Origin of the sequence: Mycobacterium sp. 1245111.1 (assembly GCF_001673405.1) — a bacterium.
Lineage (GTDB): Bacteria > Actinomycetota > Actinomycetes > Mycobacteriales > Mycobacteriaceae > Mycobacterium.
In genome coordinates, this window is record NZ_LZLV01000076.1 from 12,410 (window position 1) to 29,716 (window position 17,307).

13 protein-coding genes, 1 pseudogene and 1 riboswitch are annotated in these 17,307 nt (G+C 66.3%); of the genes and pseudogenes, 7 read left to right on the plus strand and 7 right to left on the minus strand.

Annotation, left to right across the window (positions count from 1 at the left end):
• Nucleotides 1-138: 138 nt before the first annotated feature.
• The 6 genes from A5658_RS12100 to A5658_RS12125 all read left to right on the plus strand — a co-directional run bounded on the left by A5658_RS12100 (nt 139) and on the right by A5658_RS12125 (nt 9,783).
• Nucleotides 139-1,503: a hemolysin family protein gene (locus A5658_RS12100; RefSeq protein ID WP_067334692.1), complete on the plus strand. Its 1,365-nt coding sequence runs from the start codon at nt 139-141 to the stop codon at nt 1,501-1,503.
• Nucleotides 1,503-2,558 carry a hemolysin family protein gene (locus A5658_RS12105; protein WP_067334695.1) on the plus strand — a complete coding sequence of 352 codons (1,056 nt, stop codon included), beginning with the start codon at nt 1,503-1,505 and terminating at the stop codon, nt 2,556-2,558. Before A5658_RS12100 ends, A5658_RS12105 begins: the two co-directional genes overlap by 1 nt.
• Nucleotides 2,551-3,441 (plus strand): 3-methyladenine DNA glycosylase, encoded by an 891-nt coding sequence (locus tag A5658_RS12110; protein WP_067334698.1) that lies wholly within the window; start codon nt 2,551-2,553, stop codon nt 3,439-3,441. The genes A5658_RS12105 and A5658_RS12110 overlap by 8 nt, the downstream gene beginning before the upstream one ends.
• Nucleotides 3,442-3,500: 59 nt before the next feature.
• A complete protein-coding gene (locus A5658_RS12115; protein WP_067334701.1) occupies nt 3,501-5,687 on the plus strand; it encodes a malate synthase G in 2,187 nt (728 codons plus the stop codon).
• A 75-nt stretch (nt 5,688-5,762) separates the two neighbouring features.
• On the plus strand, nt 5,763-7,862 hold the full coding sequence (locus A5658_RS12120) for a substrate-binding domain-containing protein (protein WP_067334704.1): 2,100 nt from the start codon (nt 5,763-5,765) through the stop codon (nt 7,860-7,862).
• Between the two features lie 178 nt (nt 7,863-8,040).
• Nucleotides 8,041-9,783 carry a hypothetical protein gene (locus A5658_RS12125; RefSeq protein ID WP_156751406.1) on the plus strand — a complete coding sequence of 581 codons (1,743 nt, stop codon included), beginning with the start codon at nt 8,041-8,043 and terminating at the stop codon, nt 9,781-9,783.
• Nucleotides 9,784-9,786: 3 nt separating this feature from the next.
• Here the strand turns inward: A5658_RS12125 and gcvP are convergent, their stop codons facing one another.
• The 7 genes from gcvP to A5658_RS12160 all read right to left on the minus strand — a co-directional run bounded on the left by gcvP (nt 9,787) and on the right by A5658_RS12160 (nt 17,082).
• Nucleotides 9,787-12,618: an aminomethyl-transferring glycine dehydrogenase gene (gcvP, locus tag A5658_RS12130; protein ID WP_067334710.1), complete on the minus strand. Its 2,832-nt coding sequence runs from the start codon at nt 12,616-12,618 to the stop codon at nt 9,787-9,789.
• Between the two features lie 137 nt (nt 12,619-12,755).
• A riboswitch (glycine riboswitch) is annotated at nt 12,756-12,853 on the minus strand.
• A gap of 68 nt (nt 12,854-12,921) precedes the next feature.
• Nucleotides 12,922-13,566, minus strand: coding sequence for a MerR family transcriptional regulator (locus A5658_RS12135; RefSeq protein ID WP_067334713.1), 645 nt, complete (start codon nt 13,564-13,566; stop codon nt 12,922-12,924).
• A gap of 290 nt (nt 13,567-13,856) precedes the next feature.
• A complete protein-coding gene (locus A5658_RS12140) occupies nt 13,857-14,351 on the minus strand; it encodes a bifunctional nuclease family protein (RefSeq protein WP_067334717.1) in 495 nt (164 codons plus the stop codon).
• A gap of 108 nt (nt 14,352-14,459) precedes the next feature.
• Entirely contained in the window at nt 14,460-15,194 is a 735-nt protein-coding gene (locus A5658_RS12145; protein ID WP_067334721.1) for a MerR family transcriptional regulator, read from the minus strand.
• Nucleotides 15,194-15,664 (minus strand): glycogen accumulation regulator GarA, encoded by a 471-nt coding sequence (gene garA, locus A5658_RS12150; protein ID WP_067334735.1) that lies wholly within the window; start codon nt 15,662-15,664, stop codon nt 15,194-15,196. Before garA ends, A5658_RS12145 begins: the two co-directional genes overlap by 1 nt.
• A gap of 210 nt (nt 15,665-15,874) precedes the next feature.
• Nucleotides 15,875-16,270: a glycine cleavage system protein GcvH gene (gcvH, locus tag A5658_RS12155; protein WP_067334725.1), complete on the minus strand. Its 396-nt coding sequence runs from the start codon at nt 16,268-16,270 to the stop codon at nt 15,875-15,877.
• A 23-nt stretch (nt 16,271-16,293) separates the two neighbouring features.
• Nucleotides 16,294-17,082, minus strand: coding sequence for a DUF881 domain-containing protein (locus A5658_RS12160; RefSeq protein ID WP_067334728.1), 789 nt, complete (start codon nt 17,080-17,082; stop codon nt 16,294-16,296).
• Between A5658_RS12160 and A5658_RS28075 the strand changes: the two are divergent.
• Nucleotides 17,071-17,166, plus strand: a pseudogene (locus A5658_RS28075) (DUF1290 domain-containing protein); the annotation flags it as partial. The gene A5658_RS12160 and the pseudogene A5658_RS28075 sit on opposite strands and share 12 nt — an antisense overlap.
• Nucleotides 17,167-17,307 lie beyond the last annotated feature (141 nt).

Genomic DNA, 17,307 nt, shown 5'->3' on the forward strand with positions numbered 1-17,307 from the left:
AAGGGCCCCCGTGCCGCAGGCACCCGCGCCGACGGGCGTGTGTGACGCCGACCCCGAGGAGCCTCCTTCTCGAGGAGTGATCGCGATCGCGGGCGAAGCCCGGGTGAAGCGCGTCACGGCCGTTGAAGGGTGGCCTCGATGAACCTGCTCGTCACGCTGCTCAGTCTGCTGGCGATAGTGCTGCTCACGGCCGGTACCGCGTTGTTCGTCGCCGCCGAGTTCTCGCTCACCACCCTCGAGCGCAGCACGGTCGAGGCCAACGCCCGCCGTGGTGGTCGCCGGGACCGCTATGTGCAGCGCGCTCACCACAGCCTGTCGTTCCAGCTGTCCGGCGCGCAGCTCGGTATCTCGATCACCACGCTGATCACCGGCTACCTGACCGAACCACTGGTGGCCGAGCTGCCCCACCCGGCCATGGATGCACTCGGGATACCCAACCGGGTCGCCGATGCGATCGTCACCTTCGTGACGTTGCTGATCGTCACCTCGTTGTCGATGATCTTCGGCGAGCTGATCCCGAAAAACGTTGCGGTAGCCCGTCCCCCTGCGACGGCGCGGGCTGTCGCCGGATTGCAGTTGCTGTTCTCCTGGCTGATGACGGCGCCGATCCGGCTGACCAACGGGGTGGCCAACTGGATCCTGCGCAAGGTGGGCGTCGAGCCGGCCGAGGAGCTGCGCTCGGCGCGTTCGGCGCAGGAGCTGGTCTCGCTGGTGCGCACGTCGGCGCGCAGCGGCTCGCTGGATCCGGCCACCGCGGCGCTGCTGGACCGGTCGCTGCAGTTCGGTGAGCTGACCGCCGAGGAGCTGATGACCCCGCGCTCGAAAATCGTTGCGCTGCAAGTGGACGACACCGTCGCGGACTTGGTGGAAGCGGCCACCGAAAGCGGCTTCTCGCGGTTTCCGATCGTCGACGGGGACCTCGACGAGACCGTCGGCATCGTGCACGTCAAGCAGGTCTTCGCGGTACCGCCGGCCGAGCGCGGGCTGACGCTGGTCACCACCGTCGCGCAGCCGGTCGCCAAGGTGCCGTCGACCCTGGACGGCGACGCGCTGATGGGACAGATCCGCGCGAACGCTCTGCAGACCGCGATGGTCGTCGACGAGTACGGCGGCACCGCGGGGATGGTCACCGTCGAGGATCTGATCGAGGAGATCGTCGGCGACGTCCGCGACGAGCACGACGACGCCAGCCAGGACGTGGTGGCGGTCGACAGCGGCTGGCGGGTGGCCGGTCTGCTGCGCATCGACGAGGTGGCGGCCGCGACCGGTTATCACGCCCCCGAGGGCGAATACGAAACGATCGGCGGGCTGGTCCTGCAGCAGCTGGGACGCATCCCGGTCATCGGCGACGAGGTGCAGCTGAGCGGATACGAGCACGACGGGGTTCCGCACACCTCGGCGTGGCGGGCCAGGGTGTTGCGGATGGATGGCCGTCGCATCGATCTGCTCGAGCTGACCCAGCTGCCGGATCGTGCCGACTCCGGTGCGGTGCGAGGTCGCTGATGGACGATGTGCTCTGGTTGTTGGCGACCGCCTTGTTGATCGGTGCGAACGCGTTTTTCGTCGCCGCCGAGTTTTCGCTGATCTCCGCGCGACGCGACCGCCTCGAAGGGCTGGCGGAGCAGGGCAGGTCGGGCGCGATCACGGTGATCCGGGCCGGCGAGCAACTGCCGCTGATGTTCGCCGGAGCTCAGCTGGGTGTCACGGTGTCGTCGATTCTGCTCGGCCGCATCGGCCAGCCGGCCGTCGCCGACCTGCTGCGGCGCGCGTTCGACCTCCTCGGCAAGTCCTCGGCGCTGCTGAACACCACCGCGTTCGTGGTGGCGTTGGCGATCGTCGTGACGCTGCACCTACTGCTCGGCGAGATCGTGCCGAAGAACATCGCGATGGCCGGTCCGGAGCGCGCGGCGATGCTGTTGATCCCGGTCTACCTCGTCTACGCGCGCGCGGTCCGGCCCGTCGTCAACTTCTACAGCTGCTGCAACAACCTGATCTTGCGGGCGCTGCGGGTTCGTCCGCGCGACGAACTCGACGTCACGGTCTCCACCGTCGAGCTCAGCGAAATGATCGCGGAGTCAGTGTCGGAGGGATTACTGGATCGCGAGGAACACACCCGGCTGACGCGGGCGCTGCAGATCCGCAACCGCACAGTCGGCGACGTCGCGGTTCCGCTCGCCGACATCCAGGCCGTTCCGTTGGCCGCCCCGGGCTCAGGTCCGACCGTCGGCGTCGTCGAAAAGGCCTTGGCTGCAACGGGTTACTCCAGGTTCCCGGTGATCGGCGCCGACGGTGGTTTCGTCGGCTACCTGCACATCAAAGATGTGCTGTCGTTGGCCGACGACCCGCAGGCCGTGATCGACCTGTCCAGAGTCAGGCCGCTGCCCCGCGTTTCGGAGTCGCTGAGCGTCCCCGAGGCGCTGTCGCGGATGCGTCGCACCAACAGCCACCTCGCGTTGGTGACCGCCACCGACGGCGCCGCCGTGGTCGCGATGGTCGCGCTGGAGGACTTGGTGCGCGACCTGGTCGGCGTGGTGCGCGACGGGACGGGACGTGCCTGAGACCAGCGCCCGCCTCGAGCCTGAGCAGTGGTTGGCGCGGGCCCGCGATCACGCCGTGCGGGTCGAGAGTTTCCTGGCCCCACACGCGAAACGCGCACAGATCGGTGAGCCGCATCCGGTGTGGGATTTTCTGTTCAGCTACTACAGCCTGCGGCCCGGGCAATTGCGCTGCTGGCATCCCGGCTACGGGGTGACGCTGACGGGTAACGAAGCGATCCGTCGATACCGGGACCGCCGCGGCTACACCGTCGATGCGTCCGGTGTGACGGTCAGCCACGCGCATCTGCTCAGCCGGATGGAGACGATTTCGTTCGTCGCGGAACTGCTGCGTGCAACCACCCGGCGGCCGGCCCAGCTGAATTGCTTCGGGCTGCACGAGTGGGCGATGGTCTACCGCGGCGGTGATGTTCGCCACCAGGTTCCGCTGCGACTCGGCGCCGGGGGTACCGACACCGTGATCGAGGCCGAGATTGCAGGGCCGTTGCGCTGCAGCCACTTTGACGCGTTCCGGTTTTTCAGCTCCGAGGCCGTGCCGCGCAACGCGGGCTCACCCAGCCGCGCCACACAGCAGGATTGGGAACAGCCTGGCTGTCTTCACGCCAACATGGACCTGTACAAATGGTCGTACAAGTTGAGCCCGCTGATCGACTCCGAGACGCTGCTCGACTGCCTGGAACTGGCCGCGGCTGCCCGTGAGATCGACATGCGGGCGAGCCCGTATGACCTGAGCGACTTCGGGTATACCCCGATTGCCGTCGAGGACGCGGCCGGCCGCGCCGAGTACGTGCGTTGCCAGAAAGCCATCGCGTCTCGTGCCGAGCCGTTGCGGGCTGCGCTACTGGCGCGGTGTGACCTGCTGCTGCAGGTTGCCGGTGACGAGTAGTTAAGTGACCGGCCGGTAGGCTGAGATGTGATTTCGACAGGTAAGTGCGGAGGAAAAAGATGACTGATCGCGTGTCGGTGGGGAACCTGCGCGTCGCCCAAGTGCTGTACGACTTCGTCAACAACGAGGCTCTGCCCGGCACCGACATAGACCCCGACAGCTTCTGGGCCGGTGTGGACAAGGTCGTCACCGACCTGCAGCCGCAGAACCAGGACCTGTTGGAACGCCGCGATCACCTGCAGGCGAAGATCGACAAGTACCACCGCCAGCACGTCATCGAGCCGCTGGATCCGGAGGGCTATCGCGAGTTCCTCACCGAAATCGGTTATCTGCTGCCCGAACCCGCCGACTTCAGCATCACCACCGCCGGCGTCGACGACGAGATCACCACGACGGCCGGACCTCAGCTGGTGGTTCCTGTCCTCAACGCGCGGTTCGCCCTGAACGCCGCCAACGCGCGCTGGGGATCGCTGTATGACGCGCTGTACGGGACCGACGTCATCCCGGAGAGCGACGGCGCCGAAAAGGGCACCAGCTATAACCGGGTCCGTGGCGACAAGGTCATCGCCTACGCACGGACATTCCTCGACCAGGCGGTGCCGCTCGCCTCGGGTTCCTGGTCCGACGCGACCGGTCTCAGCGTCGAGGACGGTCACCTGAAGGTGTCGACCCCCGACGAATCTGTCGAGCTGGCCAGCCCGGAGAAGTTCCTCGGCTACACCGGCGAGCTCGGCTCCCCCAACTGGTCGGTGTTGCTGGTCAACCACGGCCTGCACATCGAAATCCTGGTCGACCCGGAGTCGCCGGTCGGCAAGACCGACAAGGCGGGGATCAAAGACGTCGTGCTGGAGTCGGCGATCACCACGATCATGGACTTCGAGGACTCGGTGGCCGCCGTCGACGCCGACGACAAGGTGTTGGGCTACCGCAACTGGCTCGGCCTGAACAAGGGCGACCTGTCCGAGGACGTCGAGAAGGACGGCAAGACTTTCACCCGCGTGCTCAACCAGGACCGCACCTACCAGACGCCCGACGGCGGCGAGCTGACGCTGCCCGGGCGCAGCCTGCTGTTCGTCCGCAACGTCGGCCACTTGATGACCAACGACGCGATCGTCGACGCCGAGGGTCACGAGGTTTTCGAGGGCATCCAGGACGCGCTGTTCACCGGGCTGACCGCGATCCACGGCCTCAAGACAGGTGACGGCAACGGGCCGCTGACCAACAGCCGCACCGGTTCGATCTACATCGTCAAGCCCAAGATGCACGGACCCGACGAGGTCGCGTTCACCTGCGAGCTGTTCAGCCGAGTCGAGGACGTGCTCGGCCTGCCGCAGGGCACGCTGAAGGTCGGCATCATGGACGAGGAACGCCGCACCACGGTGAACCTCAAGGCATGCATCAAGGCCGCCGCCGACCGGGTGGTGTTCATCAATACCGGCTTCCTGGACCGCACGGGCGACGAGATCCACACCTCGATGGAGGCGGGCCCGATGATCCGTAAGGGGGCGATGAAGACCACCACCTGGATCAAGGCCTACGAGGACAACAACGTCGACACCGGACTGGCGGCCGGATTCAAGGGCAAGGCGCAGATCGGTAAGGGCATGTGGGCCATGACCGAGCTGATGGCCGACATGATGGAGCAGAAGATCGGGCAGCCCAAGGCCGGCGCCACCACCGCGTGGGTCCCTTCGCCGACGGCGGCCACGCTGCACGCCATGCACTACCACTACGTCGACGTCGCCTCCGTGCAGGAAGAGCTCGAAGGCAAGAAGCGTGCCACGATCGACGAGCTGCTCACGGTCCCGCTGGCCAAGGAACTGGCCTGGGCGCCGGAGGAGATCCGGGAAGAGGTCGACAACAACTGCCAGTCGATCCTGGGCTACGTGGTCCGCTGGATCGATGCGGGCGTCGGCTGCTCCAAGGTTCCGGACATCCACAATGTCGCGTTGATGGAAGACCGCGCCACGCTGCGGATTTCCAGCCAGCTGTTGGCCAATTGGCTGCGGCATGGCGTCATCACCGAAGAGGATGTGCGCGCTAGCCTGGAGCGGATGGCTCCGCTGGTGGACGAGCAGAACGCGGGTGACTCCGGATACCTGCCGATGGCACCGAACTTCGATGACAGCATCGCGTTCCTGGCCGCCCAGGAGCTGATTCTGCAGGGCGCCCAGCAGCCCAGCGGCTACACCGAGCCGATTCTGCATCGACGCCGGCGCGAGTTCAAAGCTCGCGCCCACGAGTGACGGCTGTGCGAGGCATTTCCACCACTGCTATGACTGACGGCTGCAGGCACCTCCGGCGCTCACGAGAGGACCGGCATGGGTAGGCACCGAGCTCCCGACGACGACGACGAACCGTCGGACGACTATCCCGAAACCGAGCAATTCGACGACGGCGGGGACTACCGGGAACCTCCGGCGCCCCGTGCCGACGAGCCTAGTTTCCCCGGTTCGTTCTCCGCGCCGCGTTATCCAGGTCGCCCGCAGGATGACTTCTCCGACGATTTCCACGACGGCCCAGGGTTTTTCGACTTCGACGAGCCGGAAGGCGATCGCCGTGAGGAGATCCCGAGTGGCGGAGCCGAGCCGTCGGACGACTTTTCCGACTTCCCGCGGCGTGACCAGGACCCGCCGAGCCCACCGGCCGAGCCACCCTCGGGGCCGCCGACCGGCGGACATCGCGGGCTCCCCGGCTTCAGCGGCGGCCATCGCAACGAGGGTGGGCGCCGTGGCGTCAGCATCGGTGTGATCGCCGCCCTGATCTCGGTCGTCGTGGTGGTCGGGGTCGTTATCCTGTGGCGCTTCTTCGGGGACGCGCTGTCCAACCGTTCCCACAGCGCGCGGTGCGTCGGGGAGAAATTGCCGGTCGCCGTGGTCGCCGATCCGTCGATCTCCGACCAGGTGCAACGCTTCGCCGACCGGTTCAACGGCCAATCCGCGCCGGTCGGTGACCACTGCGTCGCCATCGGGGTGAAATCCGCCGGCTCCGACGCGGTCGTCGACGGCTTCATCGGCAAGTGGCCCGGGGATCTGGGTCAGCGACCGGCGCTGTGGATCCCGGGCAGCTCGATATCCGCCGCGCGACTCACCGCTGCGGCGGGCAAGGAAACGGTCTCCGACAGCCGGTCGTTGGTGACATCACCGGTGGTGCTGGCGGTACGACCAGAGCTGCAGAGGGCATTGGGCGACCAGAAATGGGCCGACCTTCCCGACCTGCAGACCAAACCCGACGCGATGGCAGGCCTAAAGCTGCCGGCGTGGGGGTCGCTGCGGCTGGCCCTGCCGATCGGCGGCAACAGCGATGCCGCATACCTCGCAGGTGAAGCCGTCGCGGCGGCGTCGGTGCCACCCGGGGCCCCGCCCACCAACGGCAGCGGCGCCGTCCGCACGCTGATCGCCGGGCAGCCGAAACTCGCCGACAACTCACTGGGCGAAGCGATGAACGCGCTGCTCAAGCCCGGTGACGCGGCGACCGCCCCGGTACACGCGGTGGTCACCACCGAACAACAGGTCTTCGCCCGCGGGCAGACGCAACCGAATGCCGGCGGCACGCTGAGCGCGTGGCTGCCGCCGGGGGCCGCCGCGGTCGCGGACTACCCCACCGTGCAGCTCAGCGGGTCCTGGCTGTCGCAGGAGCAAGTGACGGCGGCCAACGAGTTCGCCCGCTTCATGCATAAACCCGATCAGCTCGCCGAGCTTGCCAAAGCCGGTTTCCGCGCCGAAGGCACCAAGCCGCCGAAAAGCGACGTGACCAGCTTCCCTGCGCTGCCGTCGACCCTGTCTGTCGGCGATGACGGGACCCGTGCCGCGCTGGCCAACGTTGTGTCGGCGCCGGCAAGCGCGCCCGCGGCGATCATCATGCTCGAGCAATCGATGACCACCGAAGAGGGCGGCAAGACCCGGCTGGGCAACGTGGTCAGCGCGCTCGACGACCGGATCAAGTCGCTGGCGCCCAACGCCGTGATCGGGCTGTGGACTTTTGACGGCAAGGAAGGCCGCTCCGAAGTGTCGGCGGGCCCACTGAGCGATCAGGTCGACGGCAAACCGCGCACCGAGGCGCTGACCGCCGCGCTGGATCGACAGCACGCGTCGTCAGGAGGAGCGGTGTCGTTCACCACGCTCCGGATGATCTACAAAGACGCGCAAGCCAATTTCCATGCGGGACAGACGAATTCGGTGCTGGTGATCACCGCCGGCCCGCACACCGATCAGAGCCTCGGCGGTCAGGGCCTCCAGGATTTCATCAAGCAAAGTGCCGACCCGGCCAAGCCGGTCGCCGTCAACGTCATCGACTTCGGGTCCGACTCCGATCGAGACACCTGGGAAGCCGTGGCCAAGCTCTCCGGCGGCAGCTACCAGAACATGTCGACGTCGGCATCGCCCGACTTGGCTACCGCGGTGACCAACTTCCTGAGCTGACCAGTCCTTTCGACACGTCGATTTCCTTCCGACGACGCATTGTCTAACTTACCGGTTTCTGAATCGATCCATATTGGAAACTTGTCTGATTACTCAGACGTATCTCAGGTAAAGTTTCGTTACGTCACAGCTATGTGACCGCCATCACATCGTGGTGTTGGAAAAGGAGATGTCCGCCATGCAACACGCCCTTCGCCCCTACGCGACTGCCGGTGTCGCCATCGTCGGCGCCAGCATCATCGCCGTCACCCCAGTGGTTGCTCCCCCGGCAAGAGTCGAGACGCGGCCGGTTCAACTCGTCGACGCGTGGTCGGATCTCGTGACCAACACGACCACCAACTTGAACCTCATCGTCGACAACGCGAGCTCGTCGGACATCACACAGCTCTTCGACCAGTTCCTCACCAACCCGTTCGGCGTGATCGAGGCGTTCGCAAACTTCGACCCGACCGTCACCACGGATCTCGGGTCGCTTCCCGCGACAATCTCCGTCGAATTGCCGCCGGGGCTCGAGCTCGCGCTCGCCGGCCTCGGGGCCACAGGCGCGACGCTCACCACGCTGGAGACCGTTGCCCAGCAGATACAGAGCGGCTCCACCAACCTCTCCGATGGCCTGGCCACCGTGCTGAACGCCTGGCTCAACGGGACGGACAGCATCAGCCTGCTCAACGGCGCCATCACCATCCCGCTCTACAACGGCCTGATAGCCCCCGAAACATCAGCGAACATTGACATCAACCTGCCCGACTTGATCAACGCGCTGGGCTTGGGCAATACACCCCTGACCGACCTGGACCTCAGCAGCTTGCTCAATCAGATCGGGCTGGGCGACCTGACCCTGGGCTCGTTGTTCAACGACCTCACGCTGGGCGGCGACCCGTTGAGCAGCCTCGGGCTGGGCACACTGTTGGGCGACCCGACTCTGGGCACCGTTCTCGACGACCTCGGTCTGGGCGGACTGACCAGTCTCGACGGCCTCAACCTGGGCAGCTTCGGCCTGCCGACTCTGTTGAGCGACCTGGGCCTGAACTCCAACCTCAACGACGTGACGCTGGCGAATCTGCTGGATGCGGTGGGATTCAACACAGACGTCAACGCCCTCAGCCTCACCGGTGTGATCAGCGATCTGTTCCCGAACGGCATCGACGTGGGCGGTGTCAACCTGGGCACGTTGCTCACCGAGCTGGGTATCGGCAGCGAGAGTGTGGGCAGCCTGCTCGGCCCCGCCGGCATCACCGCCCTCGCCTCCACGCTGAACGGGCTGATCGCCGGCCCGCTGAGCAGTGTGGCCACTGCGTTGAATGTCGTCCTAGCGCCGCTGGGCTTGAGCGTCAACGATCTGCTCAGCACTAGTGAGCTGACGACCGCGCTGAACGGCATCTCGCTGAGCTCCCTGGTCGATGACCTCACCCTGGGCAGCGGCGCCGCATCGGGTCACTTGAGCTTGACGGAACTGCTGGCCGATTTGGGCCTCGGCAACACCACGACCGGGGACTTCGGCAGCATCACCGGCCTGTTGACTGCCTTGGGAATCAATCTGCCGTCCGGCGATTTCACGATCACCAGCCTGATCACCGACGTCTTGAACCAGCTTGGTCTCCCGATTCCGGCGACGGGTGATATCAGCCTGGCCGCGTTGCTGACGGACCTGGGCGGGGTGACCAACTCGATCCTCGACACGCATATCGGCAGCTTGCTGGACAGTCTCAACCTGGGTGACTTGCTCAACGACCTCGGCCTTTCGGACCTGCCGCTGGACCTGAGCAACCTGGGCGACCTGACCGGGCTGACGCTGAGCGACCTGCTCGGCGACCTGGGCCTGGGCGATCTGGCCAACGTCAGCGTCGAGCCGTTGGGTGGCTTCTACACCCTGCTGGCGGACGTCGTGCCCGGCCAGATCCTCGCCTCGCTGGGGATGTAAGGCTCAGGCGTAGGACTCCACCGGCGGACACGAGCAGACGAGGTTGCGGTCGCCGTAGGCGCCGTCGATGCGGCGAACCGGCGGCCACACCTTGGGGCGGAAGCCCTTTCCCAGCGGATAGGCGGCCAGCTCACGGGTGTACGGGTGCTCCCACTTGTCCACCAGCAGGCACTCGGCGGTGTGCGGCGCGCCGCGAAGCGGGTTGTCCTCCACCGTCCACTCCCCCGAGCCGACGCGGTCGATCTCGGCGCGGATCGCGATCATCGCGTCGCAGAACGCGTCGATTTCCTCGAGGCTCTCACTCTCGGTCGGCTCGACCATCAGCGTGCCCGCGACCGGGAAACTCATGGTCGGAGCGTGGAAGCCATAGTCTGCCAACCGCTTTGCCACGTCGTCGACGGTGACGCCGGTCGATTTGGTGATCGGCCGCAGGTCCAGGATGCATTCGTGGGCGACCATGCCGTTCTCGCCGGTGTACAGCACCGGGTAGTACTCGTCGAGGCGGCGGGCGATGTAGTTGGCCGACGCGATCGCGGTCAGCGACGCCGCGCGCAAGCCGGGGGCGCCCATCATCCGGATGTAGGCCCAGCTGATCGGCAGGATGGACGCCGACCCGTAGGGTGCCGCCGAAACCGTTGGACCAGAGGGCAACTCGGGGGCATACGGGTGGCCGGGCAGGAACGGCGCGAGGTGCGAACGTGCCGCGACCGGGCCGACGCCGGGCCCGCCGCCACCGTGCGGGATGCAGAACGTCTTGTGCAGGTTCAGGTGGCTGACGTCGCCGCCGAACTTGCCCGGGCGGGCCAGCCCGACCAGCGCATTGAGGTTGGCACCATCGACATACACCTGGCCGCCTGCGTCGTGGACGGCCGCGCAGATCTCGGCGATGTCGTGTTCGTAGACGCCGTGCGTCGACGGGTAGGTGATCATCAGCGTCGACAGCCGCTCGGCGTGCTCGCCGACCTTCGCTCGCAGGTCGTCGAGGTCGACGTCACCGTTGGAGCGGCAGGCCACCACAACGACTTTCATGCCGGCCAGTGCGGCCGACGCGGCGTTGGTGCCGTGCGCGCTGGACGGGATCAGGCAGATGTTGCGCTCCGGCTCGCCGCGGCTGGCGTGGTAGGCGTGGATGGCCAGCAGCCCGGCGTACTCGCCCTGCGATCCGGCGTTGGGTTGCAGGGAAATCGCGTCGTATCCGGTCATGTGGATCAGCCAGGTTTCCAGGTCGGCGATCAATCGCCGCAGACCCTTGCTGTCCGCTGCCGGTGCGAACGGGTGCTGGCGCGCGAACTCCGGCCAGGTGATCGATTCCATCTCGGCGGCGGCGTTGAGCTTCATCGTGCACGAGCCGAGCGGAATCATGGTGCGGTCCAACGCAAGATCCTTGTCCGCCAACGAACGCAGATAACGCATCATCGACGTCTCGGTGCGGTACTTGACGAACGCGGGATGGGTGAGGAACTCCGATGTGCGCGTGGCGATGTCGGCGGGCGAGCTCTCGGCGGCTTCGACACCGAATGCGTCTAGCACCGCCGCCACCTGAGCATCGGTGGTTACCTCATCGCAGGTCACCGACACGTGGTCGTCGTCCACGCGCCAGAGGTTGATGCCGTCGGCCTTGGCCGCCGCGATAATGTCGTCGGCGCGGCCCGGCACGTGGGCCAGGACGGTGTCAAAGTACTTGTCGTGCACCAGCTTATCGCCGAGCGCGGCGGCGATGGTCGCGGCGTGGCCATGTACCCGCCGGGCGATGCCGGCCAGGCCGTCGGCGCCGTGATAGCTCGCATACATCGCCGCCATCACCGACAGCAGCACCTGCGCGGTACAGATATTGCTGGTCGCCTTGTCGCGGCGGATGTGCTGTTCACGCGTCTGCAGCGCGAGCCGGAACGCGGGCAATCCGTCGGCGTCAACGGATACGCCGACGAGCCGGCCGGGCAACTGACGGGCGTGCTTCTCATGCACCACCAGGTATCCGGCATGCGGACCGCCGAATCCCATTGGCACACCGAAACGTTGGGTGTTGCCGAAGGCCACGTCGGCGCCGATCTCCCCCGGCGGTGTGACCAGTGTCAGCGCCAGCAGGTCGGCGCCGATCGCGACCAGCGCGCCGCGTTCGTGCGCCTCGGAGATCAACGCCGACCAATCGGTGATCCGGCCGCTGGCGCCGGGCAGTTGCGCGATGACGCCGAAGAACTCGCCTTCCGGCAGACCCTCGCGCAGATCGGCGGTGACGATCTCGATGCCCAGCGGCTCCGCGCGGGTGGCGAGAATTGCGGCGGTCTGGGCGAACACGTCGACGTCGACGGCCAATCGGTGGGCTGAACCCTTGACGGCCCGGTGCATCAGTGTCATCGCCTCGGCGGCCGCGGTGCCCTCGTCGAGCATCGACGCGTTGGCCACCTCGAGCCCGGTCAGGTCGGCGACCATGGTCTGGAAGTTCAGCAGCGCTTCGAGCCGGCCCTGGCTGATTTCCGGCTGGTAGGGCGTGTACGCGGTGTACCAAGCGGGGTTCTCCAGGATATTGCGCAGCAACACCGGCGGTGTGTAAGTGTCGTAGTACCCCTGACCGATCATCGACACCGCGACGGTGTTCTGGTCGGCCAGCTTCCGCAGCTCGGCCAGCGCTTCGGCCTCGCTGGCCGCCGGTGGGAGCTGATCCAGACCGGGCGCCGCGCCGGAACCGGTCAGGGCGTCGAGAATTCCCGCGGGCAGGGCGCGCCGGGCGAGCTCGTCGAGCGAGTCGACCCCGATGACGTCGAGCATCGCCGCGACGGCGGCGCTGTCCGGGCCGATGTGCCGGTCGGCGAAAAGTGGATTCGCGTGGTCTGACATGTGAGTCGAACTCCTGACGAGAAGAGGAACCAGGTCCTCCCCCTCTGTCGTCTACCCGAACCGGGCGCCTGAGAGATTCGACGTATGTCTTTCCCCATGGGCGGGTGACTGACCATCACCGCTTTCCAGAGGCATCGGGGTCTGGCGCGGTCCGGGTGCCTGAGAGGTTGACGGAGAGGTATTGCTCCTTCGGCGTCCGTGGCTGGCGGCCACGGAACTCTCCCGCGCAAGAACGATGCGTGATCGAGTTTACCTACTCGAAGCCACCGGCATGGCCGGCGGCACCGGTAACGAGAACGCGGATCAGCCGATCTTGCGGTCGCGGTGTTTGCGGCGAGAGGCCAACTCGTCTTCAGGGGCGGCGATCGACTCGCCGCCGTCGGCGCGCTCGCCGGGGAAATCCGCGATGGCCCCGGTCAATTCGCGCATCGCGCCGGAGACGGCGATGCCAAAGACACCCTGTCCACCCTGCAGAAGGTCGACGACTTCCTCGGCCGAGGTGCACTCGTAGACCGTGGTGCCATCGGAGAACAGCGTGATGTTAGCCAGGTCTTGCACGCCCCGCTGGCGCAGGTGGTCGACCGCCACACGAATGTTGTGCAGCGAGATGCCGGTGTCCAGTAATCGCTTGACGATCTTGAGCACCAGGATGTCTTTGAACGAGTACAGGCGCTGGCTGCCGGAGCCGGCGGCGCTGCGAATCGACGGCACGACCAGCGAGGTGCGGGCCCAGTAGTCCAGCTGGCGGTAGGTGATGCCGGCGATTTGGCAGGCACTCGGGCCGCGGTAGCCGACCAGCTCGTCGGGCACGGAGTCGTCGGGAAACAGGCCGCCCTGCACGGGTTCGCTCGACACGCGGATCGCCGGTTCGGGACTGGCTTCTGGATCGTCGTCGAGCGTCGTCAGAGACTCGAGATCCAGTTGATCCTGACGTGGCTGGTCACCCACGGTGTATCCTCTCGCCGATCGCGCGCTCGTTACGGGCTGCCGTTTTCGCGTTTGCTCAATCGAGTGCTTGTGAGCATACGCTTTTCGACACGCTGTCGTGCTTGTAGAACTAATCAGTTGAAGCAAAGTATGGCGGTCGGGACGGTGTCGTCACGCTATCCAATGGGCGTGTCGAGGTCGAACTCGCAGATGAGACGCATCCGTGATATTGCCTATTCAAATCGAGATCGGCCGAATCGCGGCGCGCCGCATTAGCCTGCGGGCAAACGCCGACGGCGCCTGCTAATGCCCTAGGTGGCCTTGAAATCGTCGGGCGAAACGCTGTCCAGAAATTCCTTGAATTTCTCGACCTCGTCCTCGCGGACGGCGCCGGACGGCTCGTCGTCGTTCTCGTCGGGAATCAGCAGACCGGCTTCGGCCAGCACCGCTTCTTCGACGTAAATAGGCACGCCCACCCGCAACGCGATGGCCACCGAATCCGACGGCCGTGCCGAGACCGTGATGTTGCGGTCGAAGACCAGATCCGCGTAGAAGGTGCCCTCTTGCAGATCGACGATCCGCACCTCTTTGAGCGAATGACCAAGTGCGGTAATGAGATCGCGAATCAGATCGTGGGTTAGCGGACGGGGCGGCTCGACACCCTGTTGTTCGAGGGCGATCGCTGCGGCTTCCGACTGCCCGATCCAGATGGGCAGGTAACGGTCCCCACTGGCCTCGCGCAGCAACAGCACCGGCTGGTTCTGCGGCTGCTCGACGCGAATGCCGACGACGCGAACTTCACCCATCTGTGTCTGCCCTCCGCACGTGCCGCACTTCCGTGTCAGACCTGCGCCGGCGTCGCGATGCAAACACCAAGCCGCCGTACGCAAGCTGTCGAGAAGAAGTCTAGTCCTTCAGCGGTGCAGAACGTCGCGCACCGCGGACTTGATCAACGAGGTATGAAGCGTGATTGCGAGCGCGGCGACTTCGCGAGCCAGATCGTCGGCGCGGTCGCGGGCACCGGTTTTCCCCGTGTTGACAAGCGGTCCGGCGATCTGCGCGATCAGATCGGATTGCCGGTCGGCCGCCGAGCGGAAGGCCCTCAGGTGGCGCGGTTCGACGCCGTAGTCGGCGAGCGCGCGGGCGCACTGCAGGATGACCACCGCGTGTTCGTCGAAAAACCCGCCCGGACCGGTGGTGATCACCCCGGCTTTGAGCAGCGCGGTCAGCAGGTCCTCGTCGACGCCCGAGCGATCCAGCAGGTCCTCGCGGCTGAGCCGGACGCGGGTGGGTGCGACCGTCACATCCGCGTCGGGCGGCGCGCCGTTGCCGACTGTCACCAATCGCGGTACGCCGTAAGGCGATCCGGCCAGCGGCAGCTCGCCGTCGGGCTGAGCGTCCAGCTGTGCCTTGATCACCTTGAGCGGAAGGTAGTGATCACGCTGAGCCGTCAAGACGAAGCGCAGGCGAGCGCAGTCATACGCCGTGAATCGGCGGTATCCCGACGCCGCGCGTTGCGGCGTTACGAGACCCTCGGCCTCCAAGAACCGAATCTTGGAGATCGTCACATCCGGGAAGTCTGGCCGTAGCAGGTCGAGGACCGCTCCGATCGACATCCCGCTCAGTGCGGGGGTCTCGGGCGCGGTCACTAGCCTCCGGACCCTCCGTCTTCACCGGCCTTGGGTCCAGTCAGAAAGACCAACCGGAATTTCCCGATCTGAACCTCGTCGCCGTTGGCCAGCACGGCCGAGTCGACCGGCTCGCGGTTGACGTACGTGCCGTTGAGGCTGCCGACGTCCACGACGTGGAACTCGTCGGATTCCAAACGGAATTCGGCGTGCCGCCGACTGACGGTCACGTCGTCGAGGAAGATGTCGCTGTCGGGGTGGCGGCCGGCCGAGGTGGTCGGTTGATCGAGCAGGAAACGGGAACCGGCGTTCGGTCCCCGTTTGACGACCAGCAGCGCCGAACCGGCCGGCAGACCCTCGACACCGGACACCGTGGTCTCGGAGCCGGTCTGCGCGGGAGCATCCAGTTCGTTGAGGAAGTCGGCGCGGAACACCGAAGTCGTCTCCACCGTGACTTCATCAGAAGTCAGGTCGTTGTCCTTGTCCGTCACCCGCTGCTCCTCACTGGCCGCTGCTGCGTTGTCTGGTTGGGTCCGGCCGGCCGGATTCCCACCCGCAGTGACCGTCGATGTGACGACCGTACCGCGCACAGGAGCCCAATGTGCCGTCCCCCGCCGGATCGACGGCTACATCTGCTAGCCGCGCCTCTTTCGCCCCGGTCGGGCCGGCATTGTCGCCGGGCGCAGGGAACGATAACAGGGTCACTCGGACAGCGAGCCTCGGTAGGTCTCGGCGTCCAGGAGATCGGCGACACTCTTGTCGATCGCGGCGCCGTCGACCTGAAGGTCGATCAGCCAGCCGCCGCCGTACGGCTCGGAGTTGACCAGCTGCGGGCTGGCGTCCAGATCCTCGTTGACGGCAACGACTTTCGCCGAAACAGGCGCGTACAGGTCCGACACGGACTTGGTCGACTCCACTTCGCCGAACGCCTCACCCGCGGTCAACTCGTCACCCACCTCGGGCAGCCGGACGAACACCACGTCGCCCAGGGCCGATTGGGCGAAGTCCGTGATCCCCACCCGGACAGTGTCGTCACCGGTTCGCCGGACCCACTCGTGGTCGGTGGTGTAGTGCAAATCTGGCGGGATTTCGCTCACGGTGTTCCTGTTCTGGTCGGTGACTACTTGACTGGCTGAGCGTATTGGCGCGGTTTTGGTTGCCGCAAGGCGGTGACGTCTACCTTGTCCGCCTGCTGCACCGACATGGTGCCGCCGACGCGTTTGACGCTGTCCACTGCGCCGCCGGGGATGTTCATCGCCGCGGCCAGTGTCGGTGGATCGCCAATGGCGACAACCGAATACGGCGGCGTCAGGCTTTTGCCGTCGACGGTCAGCACGCCGGGCGCGCCGACGATCCAGGTGTCGACGCCGGTGCGGACCGCCTCGTGTCGATCACTGATCTGGATCGCCTCGGCCCCGGCGGCCCGCAGCTCGTCGAGCACGTCGAGCATCGCCTGCGGGGCCACTCCCGGTCCGGGGTCGTCGATCTTGGCCGTGACGCCGGGGCCGGTAGCGCCGACCGTGCCGATCAGGATCGACAGCGCCGCCAAACGGGCCTGGGCGTTTTGGATGGCGGTCTGATCGCTGGTGCCTGAGGCTTGCAATGCGTTCAACGACCGCTGCAGTTCAGCGACTTCGGTGCTCAGCGTGGCTTCGCGTTGACGCAGCGAGTCCAAGAGCACCAGCAGGTCTGCGGGGCGTGCCGTATCGAGCGAGTCCCCGGATGTGGTCTGGTGAACCTGGGTCGCGATGGCCACCCCCAGCAGCAGGCACAGCATGATCGCCAGCGTGCCGAATACGGTGCGGCCACGGCGCAGGAATCCCCTCGGCTGCAGTTCGCCGATCGCGGGTTTGGGCTGATGCGGCGCCAACTCGTGGCGCCCGTGCTCGTCAGGCGCGTCGGCACACAGCTATCCACGGCGATCATCGTCGTCTTGGGTATCCGCATCTTCGGCAACGCCGCCGCGTTGCGGCGCAGGTTGTTCGGGGCATAACGGGGTATGAGGCCAACATGAGCGACGCCGAATCCGAAGCCGACGACCCGGAAACGCCGACGGCTGCCGACGCGCCTGACGAGCACGGGCGCCACGAGTTGGCGCCGCATCAGCCCAAACCCGCGATCGGCGAACACCAAA

What these genes read in the sequence shown, in the direction of transcription:
- A5658_RS12100 (WP_067334692.1), top strand. Translation starts at nt 139, where the DNA reads ATGAACCTGCTCGTCACGCTGCTCAGTCTGCTGGCGATAGTGCTGCTC.
- A5658_RS12105 (WP_067334695.1), top strand. Translation starts at nt 1,503, where the DNA reads ATGGACGATGTGCTCTGGTTGTTGGCGACCGCCTTGTTGATCGGTGCG.
- A5658_RS12115 (WP_067334701.1), top strand. Translation starts at nt 3,501, where the DNA reads ATGACTGATCGCGTGTCGGTGGGGAACCTGCGCGTCGCCCAAGTGCTG.
- A5658_RS12120 (WP_067334704.1), top strand. Translation starts at nt 5,763, where the DNA reads ATGGGTAGGCACCGAGCTCCCGACGACGACGACGAACCGTCGGACGAC.
- A5658_RS12125 (WP_156751406.1), top strand. Translation starts at nt 8,041, where the DNA reads ATGCAACACGCCCTTCGCCCCTACGCGACTGCCGGTGTCGCCATCGTC.
- gcvP (WP_067334710.1), bottom strand. Translation starts at nt 12,618, where the DNA reads ATGTCAGACCACGCGAATCCACTTTTCGCCGACCGGCACATCGGCCCG.
- A5658_RS12140 (WP_067334717.1), bottom strand. Translation starts at nt 14,351, where the DNA reads ATGGGTGAAGTTCGCGTCGTCGGCATTCGCGTCGAGCAGCCGCAGAAC.